Origin of the sequence: uncultured Sphingomonas sp. (assembly GCF_946477935.1) — a bacterium.
Classification (GTDB): Bacteria; Pseudomonadota; Alphaproteobacteria; order Sphingomonadales; family Sphingomonadaceae; genus Sphingomonas.
This window is the reverse complement of sequence record NZ_CAMLAC010000014.1, coordinates 11971-34890: the sequence shown is the minus strand read 5'-3', so window position 1 is coordinate 34890 and position 22920 is coordinate 11971. Positions and strand designations below refer to the sequence as shown.

The 22920-nt window shown below is 63.1% G+C and carries 19 protein-coding genes, 2 tRNA genes and 1 pseudogene; 11 read left to right on the top strand and 11 right to left on the bottom strand.

What is annotated here, in order from left to right; translation table 11 throughout:
* Nucleotides 1-14 precede the first annotated feature (14 nt).
* From Q0U08_RS03245 to Q0U08_RS03225, 5 genes are all read left to right on the top strand, one after another.
* Entirely contained in the window at nucleotides 15-533 is a 519-nt protein-coding gene (locus Q0U08_RS03245) for a rod shape-determining protein MreD (RefSeq protein ID WP_298089697.1), read from the top strand.
* Nucleotides 530-2599, top strand: a complete 2070-nt coding sequence (gene mrdA, locus Q0U08_RS03240) for a penicillin-binding protein 2 (RefSeq protein WP_298089695.1) — start codon at nucleotides 530-532, stop codon at nucleotides 2597-2599. Before Q0U08_RS03245 ends, mrdA begins: the two co-directional genes overlap by 4 nt.
* Entirely contained in the window at nucleotides 2596-3708 is a 1113-nt protein-coding gene (gene rodA / locus Q0U08_RS03235) for a rod shape-determining protein RodA (RefSeq protein ID WP_298089693.1), read from the top strand. Before mrdA ends, rodA begins: the two co-directional genes overlap by 4 nt.
* A gap of 101 nt (nucleotides 3709-3809) precedes the next feature.
* Nucleotides 3810-3885 (top strand) — tRNA-Lys (locus tag Q0U08_RS03230).
* Nucleotides 3886-3907: 22 nt separating this feature from the next.
* Nucleotides 3908-3983, top strand: a tRNA-Lys gene (locus Q0U08_RS03225).
* Nucleotides 3984-4446: 463 nt separating this feature from the next.
* On the opposite strand, the gene Q0U08_RS03220 is transcribed toward Q0U08_RS03225, so the two are convergent.
* From Q0U08_RS03220 to Q0U08_RS03210, 3 genes are all read right to left on the bottom strand, one after another.
* Nucleotides 4447-5481, bottom strand: a complete 1035-nt coding sequence (locus Q0U08_RS03220) for an IS110 family transposase (RefSeq protein WP_298089692.1) — start codon at nucleotides 5479-5481, stop codon at nucleotides 4447-4449.
* Between the two features lie 406 nt (nucleotides 5482-5887).
* Complete coding sequence (locus tag Q0U08_RS03215) at nucleotides 5888-6718, bottom strand: aldo/keto reductase (protein WP_298089690.1); 831 nt, start codon at nucleotides 6716-6718, stop codon at nucleotides 5888-5890.
* A gap of 75 nt (nucleotides 6719-6793) precedes the next feature.
* Nucleotides 6794-7372 (bottom strand): TetR/AcrR family transcriptional regulator, encoded by a 579-nt coding sequence (locus tag Q0U08_RS03210; RefSeq protein ID WP_298089689.1) that lies wholly within the window; start codon nucleotides 7370-7372, stop codon nucleotides 6794-6796.
* Nucleotides 7373-7510: 138 nt separating this feature from the next.
* On the opposite strand from Q0U08_RS03210, the gene Q0U08_RS03205 reads away from it, so the two are divergent.
* The 4 genes from Q0U08_RS03205 (at nucleotide 7511) to Q0U08_RS03190 (ending at nucleotide 13157) form a co-directional block, all read left to right on the top strand.
* On the top strand, nucleotides 7511-8500 hold the full coding sequence (locus Q0U08_RS03205; RefSeq protein WP_298089688.1) for a zinc-dependent alcohol dehydrogenase family protein: 990 nt from the start codon (nucleotides 7511-7513) through the stop codon (nucleotides 8498-8500).
* Between the two features lie 202 nt (nucleotides 8501-8702).
* Nucleotides 8703-8993, top strand: a complete 291-nt coding sequence (locus Q0U08_RS03200; protein ID WP_298089687.1) for a metal-sensing transcriptional repressor — start codon at nucleotides 8703-8705, stop codon at nucleotides 8991-8993.
* Between the two features lie 215 nt (nucleotides 8994-9208).
* Nucleotides 9209-10318, top strand: coding sequence for an S-(hydroxymethyl)glutathione dehydrogenase/class III alcohol dehydrogenase (locus tag Q0U08_RS03195; protein WP_298089686.1), 1110 nt, complete (start codon nucleotides 9209-9211; stop codon nucleotides 10316-10318).
* A gap of 247 nt (nucleotides 10319-10565) precedes the next feature.
* Nucleotides 10566-13157 (top strand): excinuclease ABC subunit A, encoded by a 2592-nt coding sequence (locus tag Q0U08_RS03190; RefSeq protein WP_367271096.1) that lies wholly within the window; start codon nucleotides 10566-10568, stop codon nucleotides 13155-13157.
* A gap of 257 nt (nucleotides 13158-13414) precedes the next feature.
* Here Q0U08_RS03190 and Q0U08_RS03185 read toward each other — a convergent pair whose 3' ends face one another.
* From Q0U08_RS03185 to Q0U08_RS03150, 8 genes are all read right to left on the bottom strand, one after another.
* Nucleotides 13415-13984 carry a type 1 glutamine amidotransferase domain-containing protein gene (locus tag Q0U08_RS03185; protein ID WP_298089683.1) on the bottom strand — a complete coding sequence of 190 codons (570 nt, stop codon included), beginning with the start codon at nucleotides 13982-13984 and terminating at the stop codon, nucleotides 13415-13417.
* A gap of 31 nt (nucleotides 13985-14015) precedes the next feature.
* Nucleotides 14016-14909, bottom strand: a complete 894-nt coding sequence (locus tag Q0U08_RS03180) for a glutathione-independent formaldehyde dehydrogenase (RefSeq protein ID WP_298089682.1) — start codon at nucleotides 14907-14909, stop codon at nucleotides 14016-14018.
* Between the two features lie 29 nt (nucleotides 14910-14938).
* Nucleotides 14939-15154: an alcohol dehydrogenase catalytic domain-containing protein gene (locus Q0U08_RS03175; RefSeq protein ID WP_298089681.1), complete on the bottom strand. Its 216-nt coding sequence runs from the start codon at nucleotides 15152-15154 to the stop codon at nucleotides 14939-14941.
* Nucleotides 15155-15391: 237 nt separating this feature from the next.
* Entirely contained in the window at nucleotides 15392-15685 is a 294-nt protein-coding gene (locus tag Q0U08_RS03170) for an antibiotic biosynthesis monooxygenase (RefSeq protein WP_298089680.1), read from the bottom strand.
* A gap of 154 nt (nucleotides 15686-15839) precedes the next feature.
* Complete coding sequence (locus tag Q0U08_RS03165; protein ID WP_298089679.1) at nucleotides 15840-18086, bottom strand: xanthine dehydrogenase family protein molybdopterin-binding subunit; 2247 nt, start codon at nucleotides 18084-18086, stop codon at nucleotides 15840-15842.
* A gap of 12 nt (nucleotides 18087-18098) precedes the next feature.
* Nucleotides 18099-19112, bottom strand: coding sequence for a xanthine dehydrogenase family protein subunit M (locus Q0U08_RS03160; protein WP_298089677.1), 1014 nt, complete (start codon nucleotides 19110-19112; stop codon nucleotides 18099-18101).
* Nucleotides 19109-19621, bottom strand: a complete 513-nt coding sequence (locus tag Q0U08_RS03155; protein WP_298089675.1) for a (2Fe-2S)-binding protein — start codon at nucleotides 19619-19621, stop codon at nucleotides 19109-19111. Before Q0U08_RS03155 ends, Q0U08_RS03160 begins: the two co-directional genes overlap by 4 nt.
* A 218-nt stretch (nucleotides 19622-19839) precedes the next feature.
* Entirely contained in the window at nucleotides 19840-20958 is a 1119-nt protein-coding gene (locus Q0U08_RS03150; protein WP_298089673.1) for an L-dopachrome tautomerase-related protein, read from the bottom strand.
* A 337-nt stretch (nucleotides 20959-21295) separates the two neighbouring features.
* Between Q0U08_RS03150 and Q0U08_RS03145 the strand changes: the two are divergent.
* Nucleotides 21296-21649: pseudogene (locus Q0U08_RS03145) on the top strand (transposase); the annotation flags it as partial.
* 56 nt (nucleotides 21650-21705) lie between these two features.
* Nucleotides 21706-22881 carry a zinc-dependent alcohol dehydrogenase gene (locus Q0U08_RS03140; protein ID WP_298089672.1) on the top strand — a complete coding sequence of 392 codons (1176 nt, stop codon included), beginning with the start codon at nucleotides 21706-21708 and terminating at the stop codon, nucleotides 22879-22881.
* Nucleotides 22882-22920: the final 39 nt, after the last annotated feature.

The window sequence follows — 22920 nt, the reverse complement described above, 5'->3', positions numbered from 1 at the left end:
CCCTCTCCCCGCCCGTGAGCCCCCAGGATTACAAGCCCTTCGATCCCGGCCTGCCGCCGGGGCGTGCGCGCGCCCTGCCGTGGATCACGGTGATGGCGGGGTCGCTGGTCACCATCCTGCCGGCGATCGCTACCTTTCCGGTGCTGCCGCCGTTCGGGCTGCTGATGCTGCTCGCCTGGCGGCTGCTCGCCCGCTTCGCGCTGCGTCCCTGGGCGGCGGCACCGCTGGGAGCGTTCGACGATCTCGCCAGCGGCCAGCCGCTCGGCTCCGCGGTGCTGCTCTGGTCCGCGACGTTCCTGGCGATCGAGCTGATCGAACAACGCCTCGTCTTTCGGGACTTCTGGCAGGACTGGCTGATCGCCGCCGGGGGCATCGCTTTTTGCCTCGTCATGGGTCGCCTGATTGCGGTTCCCTTGGGCGCGCAGGTCGATACCGTGCTAGTGGCGCAGATCGTGATGACGATCATGCTCTTTCCCGTGGCGGCGCGCACCGTCGCCTGGATCGATCGCAAGCGCGGCCGGGAGGCGGCGTGAAGCGCCCTGCCCGCACGATGACGGAGGCCGCCCAGGCCTACAGCTTCTCGCGCCGCGCCTTCGTGCTGGGCGCGGGACAGGCCGGCATCGGCCTGCTGCTCGCCGGCCGCATGGCGTGGCTGTCGATCGCGCAGAACGAGAAGTATCAGCTTCTCTCCGAAAGCAACCGGGTCAACACCACCCTGATCCCGCCCCGGCGTGGCTGGATCATCGACCGCAACGGGTTGCCGATCGCCAACAACCGCACCGACTTCCGCGTCGACATCATCCCGGAACGCCTGGAGGACAAGGATCAGGTGCTTGCCCGGCTGCAACAGATCCTGCGCCTGCCCCCCGAGGACATGGAGCGGCTGCGCCTGGACCTGAAGGACGCCAAGGGGCTGAAGCCGGTGCAGGTCGCCGAACGCCTTGATTGGGAACGATTTGCCGCGATCAGCGTCCGCCTGCCCGAACTGCCCGGCGTACAGCCGACGCGCGGCTTCGCCCGCTACTACCCCGCCGGCGCCGCCGTCGCACACCTAACCGGCTATGTCGGCGTCCCCACCGCCGAGCAGTATAAGGAAACCCGCGAACCCCTCCTCGTCACCCCCGGCTTCAAACTAGGCAAAGATGGCCTTGAAAAGACGCTGGAAAAGCGGCTGCGCGGCATTCCCGGCGCCAAGCGGGTCGAGGTCACCGCGCGCGGCAAGCTCGTCGCGGAACTCGCGACGCGCCCGGACGTGCCCGGCCACAATACCCGGCTGACGATCGATGCCGGCTTGCAGGAATATGTTGCCAGGCGGCTCGGCACCAATTCCGGCTCCGCGGTGGTGATGGACTGCCTCACCGGCGAGATGCTCGCCATGGTGTCGATGCCCGCCTACAACCCCAACAGCTTTTCCGATGGCATCAGCCATCTCGAATGGAAGATGCTGTCGGACGACGATCACATCCCCTTGATGAACAAGGTGACGCAGGGGCTGTATCCGCCCGGCTCCACGGTCAAGCCGATGAACGGGCTGGCGCTGCTCCACGCCGGCGTGCCCGCGTCGGAGCGCGTTTTCTGTTCCGGCGCGATGCGCGTCGGCACCGGCGTGTTCCACTGCCACAAGCGCGGCGGGCACGGCCCCGTCGACCTGAAGCGTGCGATCGAACAAAGCTGCGACATCTATTTCTACGAAATGATCCGCCGCATGGGCTATGACCGGATCGCTCCGGTCGCGCGGATGATGGGGCTGGGCCAGAAGTTCGACCTGCCGCTCGCCACGCAGCGCTACGGCACGGTGCCGGACTCGGAATGGAAGCAACGCAAGTACAAGACCAAGTGGACGGTCGCTGACGGGCTGAACGCCTCGATCGGCCAGGGCTATGTGTTGGCCAACCCGCTGCAACTCGCGGTGATGGCGGCGCGGCTCGCCTCCGGTCGCGCGCTTCAACCCAGCCTGCTCGCCGCCGACGTGCATCGCAATGCGCCGTTGTTGTCCCTGGATCAGGAGCATTTCCGCATCGTTCGCGAGGCGATGTTCGGCGTGGTGAATGGCGGCGGCACCGGCGGCGCGGCGCGCATGTATGTGCCCGGCGTCAGTCTGGCGGCGAAGACCGGCACCGCGCAGGTCCGTCGCATCACCATGGCGGAGCGGCGCGCAGGCGTGTTGAAGAACGGCCAGCTCCCCTTCCGCCTGCGCGACCATGCGCTGCTCGTCTGCTTCGCGCCTGCCGACAATCCGCGCTATGCCGCGGGTATCGTGCTGGAACATAACGGCCACACGGTCCGCAACCTCGACACGCCGATGATCGGTCGCGACATCATGACCTATCTGTTCGACCGCGAACGCGCGCTCAAAAGCCTGGCCGAGGTCGAGCCAACTTGGGGCGGCAATATCGAAACGCGCATGGCCTTCCAGGAAGCCGCCTATCGCGCGGTCAACGCCCCGATGCCCGCAACCAAGACCGACGCCGTCATTCCCACCGACGCACCCGCCGTCGAGGCGGCCGCCGCCGCCGCCGATCGCGAGGCGGAGACGCGCGCGACCCAGACCACCGGCAACACCGTCGCGGAAGCCTCCGTGCCCGAGGGCGACGAATGAGCCGCAGCCGGATCATCCCCGAACCGCTGGCACGCATCCCGTGGCGCGTCATCCTGCTGGTCACCGCGATCGGCAGCTTCGGCCTGATCGTCCTCTATTCGGCCGCCGGCGGGTCGTTGAAGCCCTGGGCGATGCTGCAGGGCATCCGCTTCTTCGTGCTGCTCGCCGGCTCACTGGTGCTGGCCCGCCTGCCGGAGCGGTTCTGGAAGGGGATCGCAGTTCCCGGCTATATCGCGGTAGTCGCCGCGCTGATCCTTGTCGAACTGCTCGGCGCGGTGCGCGGCGGCAGCCAGCGCTGGCTGGACGTCGGCTTCATCCGCCTCCAGCCCTCCGAGCTGATGAAGCCGTTGATCGTGCTGGCATGCGCCCGTTTCTACGAGGTGCTGCCCCCCGCCGAAACGCGGCGCTGGTCCGGCATCTGGCCGGCGGCGGTACTGATCGGCATTCCGGCCGTGATCGTCATGAAACAGCCCGATCTCGGCACCGCGCTGATGATCTGCGCGGGTGGTGTCACCGTCATGTTCCTCGCCGGTGTTCCCTTGCGCCTGTTCATCGGCGGCGCGATCAGCGTCGCCATCGCCGCACCCTTGGCCTTCAACCTGCTGCTTCACGATTATCAGAAGAACCGCGTCCTGATCTTCATGGACCCCGAAAGCGATCCGCTGGGCACCGGCTACCACATCAGCCAGTCCAAGATCGCGATCGGCTCGGGCGGCATCTGGGGCAAGGGCTTCCTGAACGGAACGCAAAGCCATCTCGACTATCTGCCGGAGGGGCATACCGATTTCGTCTTCGCCACCATGGCGGAGGAATGGGGCCTGGTCGGCGGCTGCCTGCTGATCCTGGCCTTTCTGCTGGTCATCCGCTGGGGCATCGATGTGGGCCAGCGCGCCAAGACGCGTTTTGCCCGGCTCGCGGCCGCCGGCCTGTCGACCACCATCTTCTTCTATGTCGCGATCAACCTGATGATGGTCATGGGGCTGGCCCCCGTCGTCGGCATTCCGCTGCCACTGGTCAGCTATGGTGGTTCGTCGCAGATGACGGTGCTGCTGTGCCTGGGCATTTTGATGAGCCTCGATCGCGAAAATCGTCGCGCAACCCGCTGGTAGGGCAAAAAAGGGTTTGCAAACCGCGCCGCGGGTGCTAACCGCGCGCTTCCCCGATGCCGGGGCGCTTCACCAAGGCGCTCCAAAGCAACGCTGGCGGGAATGGACGCATAGCTCAGTTGGTAGAGCAGCTGACTCTTAATCAGCGGGTCCTTGGTTCGAGCCCAAGTGCGTCCACCATCCTTTCCGCCCTGACGGGTACGGACGCATAGCTCAGTTGGTAGAGCAGCTGACTCTTAATCAGCGGGTCCTAGGTTCGAGCCCTAGTGCGTCCACCACCTTCTCCCTTATTTTCAAACACTTGAATCGCTCGGACAGTGGATCGTATCCAGACATCTGCGTGCTAGGTAGCTCTCTAGGTAGCAGCGCGGCAATTCGGCGCTGCAGTGCAGGGAATGGTTCATCGCCTGCGCCCTGTCCGACTGAGCTTGAGCGAGTTGTCGGTTCACCTACCCGCCAGCGGCGCACGCTGGGATGGCAGCTGTGGACGCCCCTTCGGATGCAAGCGGTAAATCGGGGCATGTTGGCACGTAGTCGGATGCTGTCATCTGTCCGGCCTCGATGAGCAGCGCCACAGCTGTGGGCCAGTATGGGAGTGCGCGGACCGGATCCATTTCAGCTTATCGCGCTTGGGTAGCGCTCTGCCATTCACTGGTTCTTCCGGCCCCGTCTCGCCGACTGTTGTGCCATACCCTCCTTCGATCCGCCTACGTCCCCGACGCCTCTGGCTGCGGCCGCGGCTTACGCCGTGGCAACCGCCGGAGCTCTGTAATCCTCGTTCCTGGTCAGCAGCGCCCAAGCCATGCGCGCCATCTTGTTGGCAAGCGCCACCGAGACGAGCATGCGCGGCTTGCGTGCAAGCATCCGCTCCAGCCATGAACCAGCTGGAGCGCCATTACGACACGCCTGCCTCACCACTGAACTACCGCCGATGATGAGCAGCCGACGTATCGTTCGCTCTCCCATCTTCGAGATGTTGCCCAGCCGCTGCTTGCCGCCTGTTGAGTGCTGTCGTGGCGCAAGCCCGAGCCAGGCGGCAAAGTCGCGGCTCTTCGCGAACGTCCCAAGCGGTGGTGCGAGTGCCACGATTGCCGTGGCGGCAATCGGGCCGATGCCGGGGATGGTCATCAGCCGGCGTGCCGCCTCGTCTTCCTTTGCACGTCGTGCGATCTCGCGATCGAGGGTGGCGACGCGCTTGTCGAGCTCAGCCAGCAAGTCGATCATGACCCTGAACATCGGCAGCGCTTCAGCTGGCAGCGATGAGGCCATCTCCTCGTCCTCCAGCATCTCGGCCAACAACGTCATGTGCGCCGTACCGCGCGGCGCAACCCAGCCATATTCCGCCAGGTGACCCCGGATCGCGTTGATGAGCTGAGTTCGCTGGCGCACCACTAGGTCGCGCGTGCGAAACACCAACCCTGCGGCCTGCTGCTCTTCGCTCTTCACCGTCACGAAGCGCATGCCGGGACGCTGCGCCGCCTCGCAAATCGCCTCCGCGTCGATAGCGTCATTCTTGTGCCGCTTAACGAACGGCTTCACGTACGCCGGCGGAATCAGCCGCACCTCGTAGCCCATTGCCTGGAGCTCACGCGCCCAGTGATGCGCTCCGCCGCATGCCTCCAGCGCTACCGTGCACCGCGGCCGCCCCGCAAAGAACTCGAGCATCTTGCCCCGCGCCAGCTTGCGACTGAACACCATCGCGCCGCGCTTTTCCGCGCCGTGCGCATGAAAAACACTCTTGGCGGTATCAAGGCCGATTGTGGTAACTCCCGACACGGACGCCTCCCTCAAGTGGTGATCAACACCTCCACTCTGGCACATCGATGCCGTCGGGGGGCGTCCACCCCATCAGCTTAGAACCTCAGGCGGCGCGGTGTGGTGCTGACAGCTAGGCCACCCGAGCTTCGATTCAGAGCGCCCGACGGACAAGAATGACGTCCTTGGCTGAATGCCCTGTCGGCGCGGATACGCCTCATGGTCGGTAAGAACCGTCAGAAGGTTATTCGTGGCGGCTACGAGGAAATTGGGCCAGAGGCGCGATAAGCCTGGTTCTCGAACCGTCAGTCGCGCAGCACCCGCCCGATAGCGGTGTCGACACTGGTCCGATCGCCGCACCGCTGCGCGCCTACCGCCGATCCGGTTTGCGTCCTGTTCCTTCGAGCGATAATATCGCCATCCGACGCTAAAGCATCTCGAGTGGACGGCGGTCGCGTGGCCTGGGAAATGCCGCGTCGAGTGTCGCAAGCTGAGCGTCGGAAAGAACGATATCGGCGGCCGCCCGGTTCTCCCGCACATGCGCGACTGAACTCGCTTTCGGGATGGCGATGAGACCGTCGCGCCGCAAGGTCCACGCAAGTGCAACCTGCACCGGGGTTGCACCGACCTCGGCAGCAATCTTGTCGAGAGCGGGGTGGGTAGAAAGTCGTCCCTGCTCGACTGGACTATACGCCATAACCGGTATGTTATGTTCGGCGAGCCACGGCAGCAGGTCCAATTCGGGGCCTCGCCGGACCAGGTTGTAAAGGATCTGATCGGTCACGCAGCCATCCCCGCCCGCAGCGACAAGCTCTTCCATATCGTCGGTATCGAGATTGCTGACACCCCAGTGGCGGATCTTTCCTGCCGATTTGAGGGCCTCCAATGCCTCCACTGTCTCAGCGAGCGGCACCGATCCCCGCCAATGGAGAAGGTAGAGGTCCAGCCGGTCGGTGCCGAGCCGCTTCAGGCTCGCCTCGCACGCACCGGCAAGGCGGGAGCGCGATGCATTCTGCGGATATGCCTTGCTAACGATGAATAACTGGTCGCGAACGCTGCCCAGCGCCTCGGATATCAGCGTTTCCGCCGCACCATCGCCATACATTTCGGCGGTATCGATAAGCGTCATGCCCAGTTCGACACCGGCGCGTAGCGCGGCGATCTCATCGGATCGGCGCTCGGCACGTTCGCCCATCTTCCAGGTGCCTTGACCCATTGAAGGAACCACTTCCCCGCCCGGCAATGTCACGTGTTTCATGTGTTTTCGTCCTATGCGATGAGTTCGACTGTCCGGTCGCGGGAGGCGGATTGGCAGATCACCACCTTGTAACGATCATATCGCGGCCGGCCATCGATCGAGTGCCATTCTGGCGATGGAGAGCAGTTCGTTGATCGTAGCGCCGTCGCGCGCCTGAACGGACATGCCTTCCATGACCGTATTGATGAATTTGCCTAGCACGGCCGGATCGGTGTTGGCCGCAAGCTCGCCCTGCGCAGCGCCGCGTTGCAGACGCTCGATCAGGAGGGCCTCCGCCGCGATACGCTTGTCGCGCAGCAGGCATTCGATGGCGGCAGACGCCGGCGAAACGGCTGCCGCTGCCGAATACATGAAGCATCCGGCCGGCGTTCCAGGTTCCGAGAATGATGACGCCGCTCGTTCCAGCAGGCCTTTGACGGCCTCGTAGGTGGACAACGCCGGATCGTTGATGGGTGCATAGAGGTGGACGCTGAACGTCGCGGCGTAGCGCTCGATCACCGCCGCAAACAGCCCCGCCTTGTTGTCAAACGCTGCATAGAGACTTGCGGCGGCGACGCCAGTCTCCGCCACCAGATCGGCCATCGATGTCGCTTCGTAGCCGCGCTGCCAGAACAGCCGCACCGCCTTGTCGAGCGCAGCGTCAGTGTCGAACACACGAGGGCGACCTGCGCGGCGACGGCCTTTCGTCTCTGTCATCTCTGATGCACGATATGGAACGATCGATAAATAATATATTGAAACGGGTGGTCCGCTCCCTTACAGAACGATCATTCAACAATCAAGGATTTTCCAATGAGCCGCATCGTCCGTATCCACGAATATGGCGACGCCAGCGTCCTCAGGATTGAAGATGTGGCAGTCCCCGCGCCCGCGGCCGACGAAGTGCAGATCGCGGTCAAGGCGATAGGCATAAACCGCGCCGAGGTGATGTTCCGCAACCATGCCTACCTTCAGGAAGCCGAGTTCCCGAGCCGCCTTGGCTATGAGGCTGCCGGCACTGTCGTTACGGTCGGCGCGGACGTGACCGGGTTTGCGGAAGGCGAAGCCGTCAGCGTCATCCCCCCGCTCGATATCGCGCGCTGGGGCACTTATGGCGAGGTCGCCAACGTGCCCGTCCGCCTCGTCGTCAAGCATCCGGCGGCGCTGTCGTTCGAGGAAGCGGCGGCCGTGTGGATGCAGTATGTCACCGCCTGGGGTGCGCTGGTGGAGCAGGCGAAACTCGGCGAGGGCGATTTCGTCATCGTCACAGCTGCCTCCAGCAGCGTCGGCCTTGCTGCCTTCCAGATTGCGCGGATGGTCGGCGCGACGGTAATCGCGACGACGCGTACCGGCGCCAAGCGCCAGGCTTTGATCGATGCCGGTGCACATCATGTCGTCGCGACCGGGGAAGAGGATCTGGTAGCGAGGGTGATGGAGATAACCGATGGTCAGGGTGCGCGCGTGGTGCTCGATCCGGTCGGAGGCCCGTCGTTCGAGCCGCTGACCGAGAGCATGGCACGCGGCGGCATCCTGCTCGAATATGGCGCGCTCAGCGGCGAACCGACGCCGTTCCCGTTGTTCTCCGTGCTGGGCAAGAGCCTCACGCTCAAGGGGTATCTCTACAGCGAGATCGTCTCGGACGATGCCGCCCTCGATCGCGCAAAGGCGTTCATCGTGGCGGGTCTGGAATCGGGCGCGCTCAAGCCGCGGATCGCGCGCACTTTCCCGCTCGACGCCATCCAGGACGCTCACCGCTTCCTCGAATCGAACGACCAGATCGGCAAGGTCGTCGTTACGGTCTGACCGGCATACCGGGGAGAGTGAGCGATCGCTCCCCCCTCCCCCGACAGAGGATCGGACCCTCGGCGCCCATGCCAAGGCTGCTCGTGGCGCAGGCTTGAGAGCATGACCGGAACCTCGCCCGATTAGAAAAACGCCCGGCTCTGTGCAGGATTGAAACTCCCCCCCTGTATAGTATGCTGGAGCGATTTCTCGGGAAAACGCGATGCCACATTCATCAGAGGACAAGAAGCGAGCCATCACACGCTTGCGGCGTATCAAGGGTCAGGCGGACGCTCTGGAACGCGCGATCGAAGCGGGGGCCGATTGCGCTCCCCTGCTGCAGCAAATTGTCGCCATGCGTGGTGCGACGAATGGACTGATGGCAGAAGTGATGCAGAGTCATCTCAGGGAAACATTCGGTGCGACCGCAGATCGGGCCGTCGGAGGCGCAGGTGGCGGTCACGATGACGGCGTGGAGGGCGTAATGAAGATTCTGCGTACTTATCTTAGATGACAACTTCAGGCTCATTTTCTTGCCCGTGTTCTCCCGCACTTAGAAGCCAGCCCCTGCTGCCTTCTCTGGTTTGAGACCCTCGATAGGACACCTCTTGCATACTGCTAGGGAGTACGGCAAAGATACTCCCTGCCAGTATGAGAGTGTCCACGAATTTGCGCTGACGCGACGGCCTCGCACCAGCAATCGGTTTAACTCAACGAGGGTACCCCAACATGAAATCTCGCGCCGCTGTAGCCTTCGAGGCGGGCAAGCCACTCGAAATCGTCGAGATCGATGTCGCCCCACCCCGGAAAGGCGAAGTCCTCATACGGGTGACGCACACCGGTGTGTGCCACACCGACGCGTACACGCTCGCGGGGAGTGATCCGGAGGGTGTTTTCCCGGTGGTTCTGGGCCACGAGGGCGCGGGCATCGTTGTCGAGGTCGGTGAAGGCGTCACCAGCGTCGGACCGGGCGATCACGTGATTCCGCTCTACACCGCCGAATGCGGCAAGTGCGACTTCTGCCTGTCGGGCAAGACCAACCTGTGCGTCGCTGTCCGCGAAACGCAGGGCAAGGGCTTGATGCCCGATGGGACCACCCGCTTTTCGTACAATGGTCAGCCCCTCAATCATTACATGGGCTGTTCAACCTTCAGTGAATATACTGTCGTCGCCGAAGTCTCGCTCGCCAAGATCAATCCCGAGGCAAACCCCGAACATGTCTGCCTGCTCGGCTGCGGCGTCACGACCGGCATCGGCGCAGTCCACAATACCGCCAAGGTCCAGCCCGGAGACTCGGTCGCCGTGTTCGGCCTCGGCGGCATCGGCCTCGCGGCGATTCAGGGTGCGCGCCAGGCGAAGGCGGGTCGCATCATCGCCATCGACACCAATCCATCCAAGTTCGAGCTGGCACGCCAGTTCGGTGCGACCGAGTGCATCAACCCCAAGGACCATGACAAGCCTATCCAGCAAGTGCTGATCGAGATGACGGACTGGGGCATCGATCATACCTTCGAGTGCATCGGCAACGTCCACGTCATGCGCGCCGCGCTTGAATCAGCGCACCGTGGCTGGGGTCAGTCGATCGTGATTGGCGTTGCCGGCGCTGGCGAGGAAATCTCCACCCGCCCATTCCAGCTCGTCACGGGCCGCGTATGGAAGGGGTCCGCGTTCGGTGGCGTCAAGGGACGGACACAGCTCCCCGGAATGGTCGAGGACGCGATGAGAGGCGATATCGATCTGGCCCCATTCGTAACCCACACGATGGGTTTGGAGGAGATCAACGAGGCCTTCGAACTGATGCACGAAGGCAAGTCGATCCGCTCGGTCATTCACTACTGACCCGCCGATCCGAAGTGGCGCGAGACGCTCGGATCGACAACTCGGCCGTCATCATGGGCCGACCCCGGCCATGATGACGCGCGCTCTGGCGAATTGGCCACGCGTCGAAATGCATTCATCTTTTACCCGACTGTGATGAACCACGGGCCGCACGGGCGTATAGGGCAGGAAGACTGAATTGAAGAACAAGGATATAGACGCGACGACGCCGGCCACCGATCATGGGCATGCGGGGCCGCCCGCTTGCGTGCAGGTTCGCGGCGCGCGCCAGAACAACCTCAAAAATGTTGACGTCGATGTACCGCGCGACGCCTTCGTGGTATTCACCGGCATATCGGGCTCGGGCAAGTCATCGCTCGCGTTCGGCACCCTTTATGCCGAAGCCCAGCGGCGTTATCTGGAATCGGTTGCGCCCTATGCCCGTCGCCTGATCGATCAGGCCGGCGTGCCGGAGGTCGACGCGATCGACGGATTGCCGCCTGCGGTCGCGTTGCAGCAACAGCGCGGCTCGACCAACGCGCGATCCTCCGTCGGCAGCGTGACGACGCTCTCCAGCCTGGTGCGGATGCTCTATTCGCGCGTCGGCGAATATCCGCGCCATCAGCCCATGCTCTATGCGGAGGATTTCTCCCCCAACACGGTCGCGGGGGCCTGCGCGACCTGCCACGGCATCGGCCGCGTATATGACGCGACCGAAGAGACGATGGTGCCTGACGACAGCCTCACCATTCGCGACCGGGCGATCGCCGCCTGGCCGGCCGCGTGGCATGGCCAGAACCTGCGCGATATCCTCGTTTCGCTCGGCTATGACGTCGATACGCCGTGGCGCGACCTGCCGAAAAAGGATCGCGACTGGATCCTTTTCACTGAAGAGGCGCCGACGGTGCCGGTCTATGCAGGCCTGACGCCCGAACAGACCCGGATTGCGCTCAAGCGCCGCATGGAGCCAAGCTACCAGGGCACCTTCACCGGCGCGCGCCGCTATGTGCTGGAAACCTTCGCCAACACGAAAAGCGCGCTGATGAAAAAGCGCGTCTCGCAATATATCATCGGCCGCGATTGCCCGACCTGCGACGGCAAGCGCCTGAAGCGCGAAGCCCTGTCGGTCAAATTCGCCGGCCTCGACATCGCCGAGTTCGGCGACCTGACGGTGCTCAAGCTGAAGGACTTGCTGATGCCCGTCGCGCAAGGCGAATACGGCGTGGTCTCCACCGCCTCAAAGGGCCATGTTCTGGAAAAAGCAACCCGCGATGCAGCGGTCGAACAACGGGTTGCGGCGGGCGGCTCTGCACACAAGAGCGCGCCCGACGTGCGCCGCACGCCCAACCTCTCCGACGAGAAGCGGATTGCCGCCCAACGACTTGCCAGCGAATTGATCGAGCGGCTCGACCCGCTGATCGATCTTGGCCTTGGCTACATTTCGCTCGACCGCAGCACGCCGACGCTATCCTCCGGAGAGCTGCAGCGCTTGCGGCTTGCCACGCAATTGTCGTCACAGCTTTTCGGCGTGGTCTATGTGCTTGACGAGCCTTCGGCAGGGTTGCACCCGGCAGATGGCGAAGCCTTGCTCACCATCCTCGAGCGTCTCAAGGCGGCGGGCAACTCCCTGTTCGTCGTCGAACATGATCTCGACGTGATCCGCCGCGCGGAATGGCTCGTCGATGTCGGGCCAGGAGCCGGGGAAAAGGGCGGTGAAGTCCTCTACAGCGGGCCGATAGAGGGGCTCGCCGACGTCGAGACTTCGATCACCCGCCGCTACCTGTTCGCAGAGCCGCTGCGCAGTGAGCGCACACCGCGCGATCCCAAGGCATGGCTACGCCTGGAAGGGATCAGGCGGAACAATCTCCATGGTCTCGACGTCGAGTTTCCCATCGGTTGCTTCACCGCTGTCACCGGCGTTTCGGGATCGGGCAAATCCAGTCTTGTCAGTCAGGCGCTGCCCGAGCTCGTCACGGAACACCTCGGCGGCTCCCCCGGGGCCGAGGAGGAGGATATCGATCCGCTGCTCGATGTTGCGCAGAACGACACTGAAGGACGCCTTGTCGCAGGCATGGAGCATGTTCGCAGGCTGGTGCGGGTCGATCAGAAACCGATCGGCCGGACGCCGCGCTCGAACCTATCCACCTACAGCGGCATGTTCGACCATGTGCGACGGATCTTCGCTGATACGCCGCTCGCCCGCCGGCGACACTATAGCCCGGGCAGGTTCTCGTTCAACGTCGCGCAAGGTCGCTGCCCGGTGTGCGAGGGCGAGGGATACGTCATGGTGGAGCTGCTGTTCCTGCCGAGCGTTTTTGCGCCGTGCTCGACCTGTCATGGCTCTCGCTACAACCCGCAAACGCTCGAAGTCGAATGGAACGGGCGCAATATCGCCCAGGTGCTCGAACTGACGGTCGACGATGCGTGCGATTTCTTCGCTGGCGAGGCATCTGTGATGCGCTCCCTCGACGTGTTGCGGGAGATCGGTCTTGGCTATCTGAGGCTCGGACAGCCTGCGACCGAGCTGTCTGGCGGGGAGGCGCAGCGCATCAAGCTGGCGACTGAACTGCAACGCGCCCAGCGCGGCAACACGATCTACATCCTCGACGAGCCCACTTCGGGGCTTCACCCCTCCGATGCCGACCGGCTGATGCAACACCTGCAGGGCCTCGTCGACGCTGGCAATACCGTCGTCGTCGTCGAACAAGACATGCGCGCCATCACGCAGGTGGACTGGGTCATCGATCTGGGACCGGGGGCTGGGGAAGATGGCGGCCGTATCGTTGCCAGCGGCGTCCCTGGCGTCGTTGCGGAAGCAGAAGGCAGTCTCACCGCCCCCTATCTCAAAGCGGCGCTGTAGGTCGTAAACCTGACCGAACGGGCGTTCGATCAGGTGTATGTCAACCGGACGCTGGAATGGGTCGAATCTGGAAGCGGGAGCCGAAGATGTGTCAACGCGGTTGACGCGGTTTAGGGTTCGAGTGCCCGTCAGGTGCGCCGTGTTCGTCTGATATGCGGCGTAGCGGACGGCCAATCGCCGGCCATCCGCTACGCCTGTTTTGTGCGGAACTTCTCCAGGGAGCGGGCCCTCACATGGTTCGTCGAAACCGCCCCGTCTTAATTCCCGGCTGCGAGCCCAGCGCCCACACCTTCCGCGATTTCGTCCACGAGTCTGGCGCAGAAGGCGGGTAAATCATTAGGGTCGCGGCTTGTGACAAGGCCGTTGTCGACCACGACTTCCTCATTGATCCATGTACCGCCGGCGTTCTCGATATCGACCTTCAGCGTTGGGTAGGACGTCAGGGTGCGACCCTTAAGCACGCCCGCCTCGATCAATGTCCAGGGTGCATGGCATATAGCCGCAACCGGTTTTTTCTGATCGAAGAAAGCCCGGATGAAACCAATTGCCTCGCCGCTGCCGCGCAGCTTGTCGGCACCGACAGTCCCTCCGGGCACAACAAGTCCGTCGAAATCGTCGGCTTTCACCTCGGACAACGTCTTGTCGATAGTATAGCTGCCGCCCTCGTCGAGATCGCTATTGACGGTGCGAGCCACGCCCGCTTCAAAACTGACCACGGTCACTTTGCCGCCAGCCTTCTCGATAGCTTGCTTGGGCTTCGAGAATTCCGGTTCTTCCGTTCCGCGGGACGCGATCAGAATGGCAACTGATTTGCCTTCTAACGTCATAATCTATTCCCTATTCCGTAGAAGACTAATGTCAGGCGCCCGGTTTGAGCACGACCTTTGTCCAACCATTATCGCGCGCATCGAAATGCTTGTAAGCGTCTGGTGCCTGATCGAGCGGCAGTCGGTGCGAGATGATTTGAGCAGGATTGGCCCGGCCATGCTCGATAAGCTTCATCAGCCGCCGGTTGTAGTGCTTTACATTGCACTGGCCGGTGCCGATCTTCTGCCCCTTGAACCAGAATTGGCCGAAGTCGAACGCCATCTTGCCTTCCTTCTGGAGATCGTCGGGCGCGTTCGGGTCTTCCGGAATGAACACGCCGACGACGCCGATGCCGCCGGTGGCCTTCGTGCTTTTGACGAGGCAGTTCATCGTGTAATTGCTGCGCTCCTTGCCGTGGCGATCGCAGCACTGGTACCCTACCGCCTCGACCCCACGGTCGGTCCCGAGGCCGCCGGTCGCGTCAAGGATCTGCTGGGCGGGGTCGCCCTTGCGCATGTCGATCGGGATCGCGCCGATCGCCTCGGCCAGCTTCAGACGGTCATCGTGGGAATCGACCACGAAGATCTGAGAGGCACCGCGGATTTCGGCCGAGTGCGCGGCCATCAAACCGACCGGACCGGCACCGTAGATCGCTATGCTTTCACCGGGCAGGAAACCGGACAGTTCGACACCATGCCAACCCGTGGGGAAGATGTCGGAGAGCATGACATAGTCGTCCTCCTTCTCTTCGGCGTCCTCGGGCAACTTAAGGCAATAGAAGTCCGCATAAGGAACGCGCATTAACTCGGCCTGACCGCCTTGCCACGGCCCCATCTCGGCAAAGCCATACGCCGCGCCGGCGGTTCCAAGGTTGGTCGTGAGGCAAAAACCCGTCAGACCGCGTTCACAATTTTCGCAGAACCCGCACCCGACGTTGAACGGCATGCAGACGCGATCGCCCTTCTTGATCCGATCTACGCAGCGCCGACTTCGATGACCTCGCCAAGGTTCTCGTGGCCAAAGACCCTGCCCTTCTCGAAGCTGGTACGGCCCTCGTACATGTGAAGGTCCGACCCACAGATGTTGGTCGTAGTCAGCCGGATGATGACATCGGTGGGTTTCTCGATCTTGGGATCATCGATGGTATCGACGGAAACGTCTTTGGGCCCGTTGTACACGACAGCTTTCACGGTTCTTCTCCTCTTATGGCTTTGCTCAAGCGTCATCAAATCGAGAGCTTTCTGAGGAGCCGATCCAGCGCAGCTCCGGAGAACATGGCATCTTTCTAACTGACCTCAGCTCCTAAACGGCCTCGCACCTGAGCGGCCCCCCCCCCCGGTTCGGCAATTCTCAGATCGAGAACGCGGGCGTATGAAGTCCCGGTCTGCCGTTAAGCCGAGTCCGACGGCATGGTGTCGAGCACTCTGCTATTTAGCTGCCAATAGGGTGAACTTATGGATCTGCGGCGGTTCGGAAAACAGCTCATCCGCCTTGTCCATCAGTGCGGCGGCAACCTTGCCGTCAAGATGCGCCTGCCGATCTTCCTCAGTGTCGAACGTATCAAAGATCGCGTACGCACCGGGGCCTTCCTGGATCGCATACCAGGTCAGGGTACCGGGCTCGGCTTGAACGAGCGGCAGTGCCGAGGTCAAGAAATTCGCGACATCGCTCTCTTTTCCGGGCTTCGCCTTAATTGGCACGTACAGCGCAAGTTTGGGCATGATCAACTCCTCAAGATAAATGACCAAATATTAGTCCGCTGGATAACGAACGAGCGGGCCGAAACGTTGCCCAGCGGTCACGCGCTCGATAACGCCGCGGTGGATGAGGCAATAGTGTAACGAAGGCGGCTAGCTGCCCGCGTGGAACAGTGCATCATTCCAAAATCTTGTCGATCGTGATCGGCAGGGACCGGATTCGCTTGCCAGTCGCGTGATAGATCGCGTTGGCGATCGCCGCAGCAGTGCCGACAATGCCAATCTCGCCCAAGCCTTTCACTCCGAGCGGAGTCACCTCAGGATCGGGTTCATCGACGAAGATGACCTGAATATCGTGGATGTCGGCTTGCACGGGTACATGGTATTCGCCGAAATTGTGGTTCATCCAGCGACCCAGCCGGTGATCGGGGAACGTCTCCTCGTGAAGCGCCATGCCGATACCCATCACCACGCCGCCGAGGATCTGGCTGCGCGCGGTCTTCGGATTGATGATGCGGCCAGCAGCGACGGCGTCGACGATGCGGGTGACACGTACAACGCCCAACTCCTCGTCCACCTTCACTTCCGCGAAGATTGCGCTGTGGGTGTTCTTGGACTTGTGCAGACCCTTCCACATGTCGCCGAAGCCGGGCGCTGCGGTCTCCTCTTCCTCGATCTCCGTCAGGTCCGCGGCGCGCATCGCGTCGCCGAACGGCACCCGGACCGTCGGCACGGCCTTCAACACGATGCAGCCGTCCTCGAACAGCACATCGTCCATCTTCGCTCCGCCCAGCGGTTCGCCGGGGATCTTGCCGGCCGCCTTCAGGAGCTTCTTGCCGACCGCCTGGCACGCGACCTGGACCGCCGCGCCCGACGATGCCGCCCCCCATGACCCGCCTTCCACCGGCGCAGTCGGCAGATCGGAGTCGCCCAGCTTCGCAGTGATCTGCTCAGGGGGCAGGCCCAGCGTATCGGCGGCGACCAGGGTCATCACCGTGTAGCTGCCGGTGCCGATGTCCGACGTTGCGCACGCAACCTCCAGATGCCCATCGACCGTCAGCTTCGCGCGGGCGGACGTCTTGGAGAATTGTGCGTCCCACATGCCGGTCGCGCAGCCCCAGCCTATCAGCTCGTTGCCTTCGCGCATCGAACGCGGCTCCGCCGAACGCTTGCTCCATCCGAATGCCTCGGCGCCCTCGTGGAACGCCTCCCGCAGCGCCTTGCTGGTGTAGGGCGTGCCGTTCATTGCATCGATGGGTGAGTAATTGATGAGCCGAAACTCGAGTGGATCGAGCTTGGCGGCATAGGCCATCTCGTCGATTGCTATCTCGAACAGCGTCATGCCGGTCGCCGCCCCCGGCGCGCGCATGTCTGCCGATGTCGGTGTGTCGATCTGAGCGACGGTGTATTCAGCGTCGGCGTTCGGGCAGTCGTAATTCATCAATCCCCAAGTGACGACATTCTCCATATTGTCCTCGTAGCGCGAGGTGGAGGTGGTCGCCGCGTTCCGGATCGCGGTGAGCTTGCCGGTCGTCTCCGCGCCCAAGGCGATACTTTGAACCGCCTGCGGGCGGTAGGCGTGGCTGAACATCTGCTGGCGTGTCATCGTCACCCGTACGGAGCGTTCAAGCATCTTTGCGGCGAGCACCGCGAGAAACACCTGATGCTGCGGTCGGAGTCCGGAGCCGAAGGCGCCGCCGACATAGGGGTTGAGCACGCGCACCTTCTTTTTCGAAAAGCCAAAGACGCTGGCAAGGTAGGCATGCACCCCCTGCGAACCCTGGGTCTTGTCCCAAACGGTGATGCTGCCGTCGCCGTGCCATTCGACGGTGGAGCCGAACATCTCCATGGGATTGTGGTGTTCCGGCGCGAGCCGGTAGTCGCCGGCCACCTTGAGCGGGGCGTCCGCGAACGCCTGCGCCGCGTCCCCACGGTCCTTGGGTGGCATGTAGCCGCTGCGCTTTTTCTTCGGCACGTACTTCTCGGCGAGTGCGACCTCGAAGTCGGTGTTGTGTGCCTCCGCCTCATAAGCGATTTCGATCAGGCTGGCGGCGTAGCGTGCCGCCTCGAACGTCTCGGCCATGACCAGCGCGATGGGCTGCTGGCTGAACTGGATGCGGTCATCGTAGAGCGCCCGGAACGGCGAGCCGGGGATCTTCAGCTCGTCTTGGTAGCTGTGGTCGGTCCAAGCAACGTGTGGCCGGTTCAGGTGGGTGATGACCTCGACGACGCCTGGCACGGCGCGTGCCGCCTCCTCATCGATGCTGACGATCCGCCCCTTGGCGATCGCGGCCTCGACGATGTAGCCATACAGGAGGTTCGCCACTGGATGCTCGGCGGCGTAGCGCGCCGTGCCGGTAACTTTCTCGACGCCATCGACGCGGTTGATTGCGCTGCCGATCCCGATCTTCGCTGTGGTAGCCATGATGTCTGCTCCTTAAGCGACGCGCTTGTCGGTTTGCGATTGCGGGGTGGCCTCGGCAGCCTGTTTCAGCCCCCGGACGATTCCCTTGCGTGCGAGCGGGATTTTAAAGTCGTTCTCGCCCTGACCGACCGCTCCGGCGAGGAGGGCTTCGGCGAAGGCGCCGAACGCCTCCGGCGACGGCTGCTGGCCTTTCAGCAGCTTTTCGGCTTCAGTGCTACGCCATGGCTTGTGCGCGACGCCGCCGAGCGCCACCCGCGCTTCCGCAATTGTGCCGCTCTCTACCCGCATCGCGACGGCTACCGATACCAGCGCGAAGGCATAGGACAGACGATCGCGCAGCTTCAGGTAGGTGTAGTTCTGAGTGAAGTCCTCAGCGGGTAAATCGATGCCCGTCACCAACTCGCCGGGTTTCAGCGTGTTGTCGCGCCACGGCTCGTCGCCGGGCAGTCGATGATAATCGGCGATCGGGATCGCGCGGTCACCTTCCGGCCCGGTCACCTGAACAGTCGCGTCGAGCACTGCCAGCGCGACGCACATATCCGAGGGGTGTGTGGCGATGCATTGATCACTCGCGCCCAGGATGGCGTGGATGCGATTGACCCCGCCGATTGCACCGCAGCCGGAGCCCGGCTTGCGCTTGTTGCACGGCGTTGCGACATCATAGAAGTAATAGCAGCGCGTACGCTGGTTGAGGTTGCCGCCGTTGGTCGCGGCATTGCGCAACTGCGGGCTGGCGCCGGCAAGGATCGCGGAAGACAGCAAGGGATAGCGCTGCTCGACCCGCGCGTCCCACGCCGTATCGGAGTTCGGCACCAGCGCGCCTAACCGCAGCCCTCCGCCGTCCAGCTCCTCGATCGCGTTCAGTGGCAGGCGGTTGATGTCGATTACCGTCACCGGCTGCTCGACGTTTTCCTTCATCAGGTCGATCAGGTTCGTGCCGCCCGCCAGGTAGCGGACCTGGTCTCCGGTGCCTGCCTGTACTGCTTCGGCAACGCTGGCAGGACGGGCATAGTCAAAGCGGTTCATGCCTGCTCTCCGATCACGTCGAGCACTGCATCGATGATGTTCGTATAGGCGCCGCACCGGCACAGGTTTCCGCTCATCAGCTCACGCACTTCGTCGCGGGTCCTTGCCTTGCCTTCATTGATAAGGCCCTGCGCCGAACAAATCTGGCCGGGCGTGCAATAGCCGCACTGGAACGCGTCGTGGTCGCAGAAGGCGGATTGCAGCGGATGCAGGTTGCCCGGCTGACCGAGTCCTTCGATCGTTGTGATCTCCGCCCCGTCCAGCGTCACCGCCAGCTTGAGACACGAGTTGATACGGCGCCCGTCAATCAGCACGGTGCACGCGCCGCACTGGCCATGATCGCAACCTTTCTTGGTGCCGATCAGGTCTTCCCCCTCGCGCAGCAGGTCGAGCAACGTCGTCCAAGGTTCGATCGCGCGGGTGCGCGTTTCACCATTGATCGTCAGCGTGGTTGACACCGTGCCGATCGGCACAGCGGCGTATGTGGTGGTATTGACGGCTGTCGGCATGATCGGTGCCTCTTGCTTCGGCTCAGGCCGGAATGGCGGTGATGTCAGCGATGTTTTCTTCGGTAATCCCGCTCTCGCGGTGTCGCAAGGCGGACAGTGCACGATAAACCTGCAGCCGTACGCGCATCACCGACCCGAGCGGCCGACGACACTGCACTCTTGACCCCTTTGGGGAAGGGCCTCGCTTCCGGCGGAAGCGTCGCGGTAGCGCAGGCAGGTCATGACGATCCCCAGCGGCCTGGAGCGAAAGAGAACAACTCGGTGCGGATCGATGGCGGCGCACCGGGCTTGAACCATTGCGTGTCCTGAATGTGGCTGGCGGTAACGTACATTGTCCCGTCGGGACCCTCGGCGAAGGTATCGGGCCAGCGCAACCGCTTGTCGGTCAGGACGATCTCGGTCCCCGACCCGACGAGCCGCCTGATCGAGTAATCGGTCGGCGAGGTGATGTAGAGCGTCCCCGCCTTGCTCATCCATAGACCGTCAGCGACGGCGGTGGTGGCGACGGTCTTCACCGCAGCGCCGCGGTCGCGCTCGCTGACGTCGGCGCGCAGCTTGTCTGTGGCGATCGAATAGAGCGTCATTCCGGTCAGCGCCTGCCAGTAGAGCGTCTTCCCGTCATTCGAGATCGCAATGCCGTCGGAAGCGAACGCGGGCTGACGGCCGTCGGGACGGACAAGCGGCTTGCCGTCGATCGCGACGATGACGCTCTTGTCGATCTGGGTCGACGGGTGACCATCAAGCGCGCGGAAGCTCTTGCCGTTGTCCAGGTCGACGACAATGATCGCGCCACGTGTGCCGCTGTCGGTGATGTAGCCGGTCCGACCATCGGGCGAGAAGCGGATATCGTTGAGGTAAGTGCCCTGCAGCGCGACATCGCCGGGCACCGCAATGACCTTGGTCACCGTGTTCGTATTCAGGTCGATGCGGACGAGTTTCGGGGCGCCTTCAAGGATCTTCTCGTTGCCGGGCGCGCCGGGGTCGAGCACCCACAAATTGCCGTGGCCGTCCGGGACGATCGACTGAACGCAGACGAAATACTCGCCGACCGGCATCTCGTTCGCCTTGGCGTTGCGCCAGCTGTTCCACTTGGGGTCGGGATACGGCCGGAGCGATCCGTCGGGCATCACCTCGGCGACGGAGATGGGCGCGTCGTCAGTCCAGCGCGGAAAGTTGACGAAGCGGCGTCCATCGGCTGTGACGGCAACGCCGGTTACCTGGTGATCGAAACGCGCCACCTGTTTCAGCGCAGCGCTGCGTCCCCTCTGCGCATATGCAGCGCCCGCAAGCGCCGCCGCAAGGCCTCCGAACCCCATCAAAACATTGCGGTTCCGCACCGGCCCCTCCCCTTTTCTGAATGAAATTTGCGTTACTTCGGTGGGTAACGATCGTGGTCCCTGTTTCGCTCCCGGAAACGGAAATCAGACAGCATCCTCACCGCATAGGCACGTAGCTGCGGTGTGATTGACTGTCGTTGTCTTGCTCATACAGGCTCCACCTTCTTAGGAGTTGGAGCCTCCGGCAAACCCGGGGCGGTTCAGTAACGTGATACTCGCTTTCGATTGCGCGCGTTACGAAAGCGGTAGTTAATCGCTCTAGGGTCCAAACCCAATCAGAAGCTTGATTCTGCAACGGCGTGCTGATTCAGGAGTCTCCAGTGAGGAGGGTCTGGGCATGGCGGGATCGTTGTTTTGGTTGTCGGATGCGGCGTGGGCGGCGATCGAGCCGTACTTGCCGAAGAACCAGCCGGGGGCCTGGCGGGTCGATGATCGGCGGGTGATATCGGGTATCGTGCACATGCTGAAGTGCGGCGGTCGCTGGGCCGATTGCCCGAGCGACTATGGTCCCTCGACGACCATCTACAATCGCTGGAACCGCTGGAGCCGACGCGGCGTGTGGAACTGTATCCTGGCGGCGCTGACCGAGGAAGGGTGGATCGCCGAGACCGGCCAGATCGACAGCAGCTATGTGAAAGCGCACCACTGCTCTGGCGGCGCAAAAAGGCGGGACCCGATCACGCCCAAGCGCGTTAAGGTCTTCGGACTGGTTTGACGGTCGAACCGGTCTTCTGAATGGAGAAGATTATGCGCGCACTGTGTTGGCACGGTAAGGGTGACGTCCGCGTCGACACCGTCGCAGATCCCGAGATCAAGCACCCGCGTGATGCCATCATCAAGGTCACGGCATGCGCCATCTGCGGGTCCGACCTTCACCTGTTCGATGGCTACCAGCCTACGATGGAGGCAGGTGATATCCTCGGCCACGAGAATATGGGGGAGGTCGTGGCGCTCGGTTCCGAAGTGACGAACCTGAAGATCGGCGATCGTGTCGTCGTACCCTTCACGATCAGCTGCGGCGATTGCTGGTTCTGCAAGAAAGGCCTGTTTGCAGCTTGCGACCGGACGAATCCGAACGCCGAGATGGCCGCAAAGGCCATGGGCCATTCGCCCGCAGGGTTGTTCGGCTTCAGCCACATGATGGGCGGCTACTGCGGCGGTCAGGCGGAATATCTGCGCGTGCCGATGGCCGACGTCGGTCCGATCAAAATCCCCGACAACATTACGGATGAGCAGGCGCTGTTTCTATCCGACATATTTCCGACAGGCTACATGGCCGCCGAGAACGCACAGATCGAGCCCGGCGACACCGTCGCGATCTGGGGTTGCGGCCCAGTCGGCCAGTTTGCCATCCGATCAGCCCTGATGATGGGCGCAGGCCGGGTGATCGCGATCGACGAGGTGCCCGAGCGGCTCGCCATGGCCGAGGCGGGCGGCGCCGAGACGATCAACTTCGCCGAGACCGATGTCTATGACGAATTGCAGGCGCGGACCAAGGGACGTGGCCCGGATAGCTGCATTGATGCGGTCGGCTGCGAGGCGGCAGGTCACGGCGCGGCCGACGCGGTGATGGACAAAGTCAAGGCGAGCTTGATGCTCGCCACTGATCGGGTGCATGTGCTGCGCCAAGCCATCATGAATTGTCGCAAGGGAGGCACGGTGTCCGTCCCTGGCGTATATGTCGGCGTGGCCGACAAGCTGCCACTCGGGGCGGCAATGAACAAGGGACTGACGATCAAACTCGGTCAGACCCACGTCCAGCGCTACACCAAGCCGTTGCTGGAGAAGATCGTAGCCGGTGCAATCGATCCCAGTTTCGTGATTACCCACCCGGCAAGCCTCGAGGACGCGCCGGAAATGTACGCCAAGTTTCGGGACAAGGAAGAAGGCGTCATTAAGGTGGTTATGCGCCCGCACGACTGACGTGCGGATCTGATCTGCCCCCACGGAGCGGACCGAGCG